The organism is Halomonas citrativorans, assembly GCF_900163645.1.
In the GTDB taxonomy this organism is placed as follows: domain Bacteria; phylum Pseudomonadota; class Gammaproteobacteria; order Pseudomonadales; family Halomonadaceae; genus Vreelandella; species Vreelandella citrativorans.
Genome location: NZ_FUKM01000045.1, coordinates 1 through 2,640, shown reverse-complemented (window position 1 = coordinate 2,640; position 2,640 = coordinate 1). Strand labels below are relative to the sequence as shown.

The 2,640-nt window shown below is 57.7% G+C and carries 1 protein-coding gene; it reads left to right on the top strand.

The window, feature by feature from the left end; genetic code table 11:
- On the top strand, window positions 1-2,640 hold a 2,640-nt coding region (locus CZ787_RS09790; protein ID WP_140398983.1), incomplete at both ends, for a DUF4214 domain-containing protein.

Below are 2,640 nucleotides of genomic sequence, written 5' to 3'. Positions count from 1 at the left end.
TTACTGAAGAAGCGGTTGTTGTAACCGAAACGGCCAGCGCAGCTACCCGCGAAGCCACCACCGCTGCCAACGAACTCACCAAAGCCACCGAAGCCCAAGCCGATGCCCTTGAAGCCCTGCGCAACCGCCTGATCCCTGGCCGCCGCGAAGCTGTCCAGCTAGCCCGTGACATGCAAACGCTAACGCTGGCCATCGCCACGGGCACCGGCAACATTGGCCAGAATATCCAGATGATGGGCCTGCTGCAGCAGGAGTACATCGACGCCCAGAAAGACACTGAGGATCTGGCCGCCAAGACGGTAGACGCCGCCTTCACGATGGAAGGCGCGTTCGATGAGCTTCGGCTGAACGGATTGCGTCGGCTAGACGACGGCTTTGCTGATCTTTGGCGAGGCGCCATCGACGGCAGCCGCAGTGCCAGCGAAACCATGAAGCGCGTGCTGGACCAGACGCTAGCAGAACTGGCTCACATGGCCATTACCCGGCCTATCATTGTCGAAATGCAGGGCATGATGGGGATGGGTGGCGGCCAGCAGGCTGGCATGGGAGGCGGCGGCTTTGGCATAAACCCTGGCAGCATCGGCAATATGTGGAATTCCGTGCAAGGGGGCATTGGCGGCGTTCAGTGGGGCGGCGCGGGCGGTGCTCAGGCTTACGGCGGCGCGGGCTGGGCAAATGCAGCCACTCAGGGTACTGGCGCCACTGGCCTTTGGGGCGGCAGCATGCAGAACTTCAGCGGCATGCAGGGTATGTACTCCGCTGGGGCGGGCATAGCCGGTGGCTACGCAGGCACCCAGCTAGGGCAATCCGTTTTTGGTAAAGACGCGGGCAGCTCGTGGGGCGCAACCGGCGGCGCAGTGGCTGGCATCTATTTCGGCGGCCCGATTGGTGCAGCCATTGGCGGTGCTATCGGGGGAGCGATTGATGCCGCGTTCGGTAAGAGTAAAAAACACTATCACTTCGATTTCGTACAAGGTCAACAGCCCGGCATCTTCGGCGATCGCACAAGCGAGCTGGGTAGTTTTGGTATCTCACGCTTCAGCGACTACAAGTTGGGCGAAGAGCAAGATCAACTCCAGCAGTTAATGGACGAGATCGCCGTCTTCGATAATGTTCTTGCCAGCGCCGCTATCGACGAGCGTCTCGACGCAATGCGCCAAAGCATCGAGGGCTTCACCTACTCCGGTCCTGAAGGGCTCTTTGATACTCGTCTGCGTGAAATCATCGACGGATCAGGCGCATACGTTGAATCCGCTATTGCTCAGATCGCTGACCCTGAGCAGATGGCGAATGCGTTTGTAGCTGTACTCAATCTTGAGCGCATCGCGCAATCATTAAACGAGCAAATTCAGCGCGATGTCATTGATCATTTAGAAGCGAATACGGGTGATGTGCAGGGTACAGCTAACGGGCTTTTTCAGGCACTTGATGCTATAGCGTTACTGGGCAACAGCATTGAGCGCTTAAACCTACAGTTTGACGAGACTGCTGAGGGTGCAATCCACTCTGCCTGGTCACTACAAAACGCAGCGGGGGGCATTGATAACCTCATAGCTGTCAACGACGCTTACTATCAAGCTGCATTCAGCGAGTCCGAGCGCCTGTCTAACGCTCAGCAAGATTTAGCCTCATCCCTTTCCGGTGTAACTGACGAAATCCCGAAAACAGTCGATGAGTTGCGTGCGCTCGTAGAGGCTCAGAACCTAAATACGGATGCAGGTGGCAGGCTGGCATATGAATTAATGGCGCTCGCGCCTGCTCTAAAAGAAACAAGCGGAGCCGTTCGCCAAGCCATTGAGCAGCAATACCAGGAAATGCTGGGTCGGGCCCCAGAAGCTGATGGACTTGAGCACTGGTTTAATGCGGTTGCGAGCGGATCACTATCTTTAACAGATGCACTCGATTTTATCGCTAACAGTGCCGAGGCGGCTGAGTACGCAGCAAACGGCGCTGCTGATGGCCTAAACAGCGTGGCGGATGTACTCCGCGAGCGTGAGCAATTGGAGCGCCAGCTGCTAACACTGGAGGGCAACACAGCCGAGCTGCGCCGCCGGGATCTTGAAGCTATCGATGAAAGCAACCGCGCTTTGCAACAACGCGTGTGGGCCGTGAAAGATGAGCAAGACCGCCTTCGCAACCTTGACCGCCAGCAGCAAGAACGTGTGCGTTCAATCAATCAAGAACGGGATGCACTCGCCCGTGCCAAGCAGCAGCTTGCTGGCTTCAGCAACAGTATTGATAGCTGGCTCGCCAACCTGCAGGGCACCGATGCGGGCCTGGCCTCGCCCGCTGACCAGCTCGCCGCCAGTTCTCAAGCGTTTTACGAACAGTACGCAAAAGCCCAAGGCGGCGACCGCGATGCGATGAACAGTATCACTCAATACGCCGACCGATTCATCGAAGCCCAGAAAGGCTGGTCAGCGAGCGGCACGCAGACCACAGCGACCATCGACAAGGTCGCGGGCATGATGGCCAAGTTGCCTAAACAACTGAGCGCCGAGCAGTTTTTGGCCGACGAATTCAAAGGCGCGCTGGTCGAACAGACGGCGGCGCTGGGCGTCATGCTCGACCTGAATGGCGATGGAACGGTATCAGCGATTGAGCGCGCTATTACAGCGGGCTGGAGTACAAATGATGTGC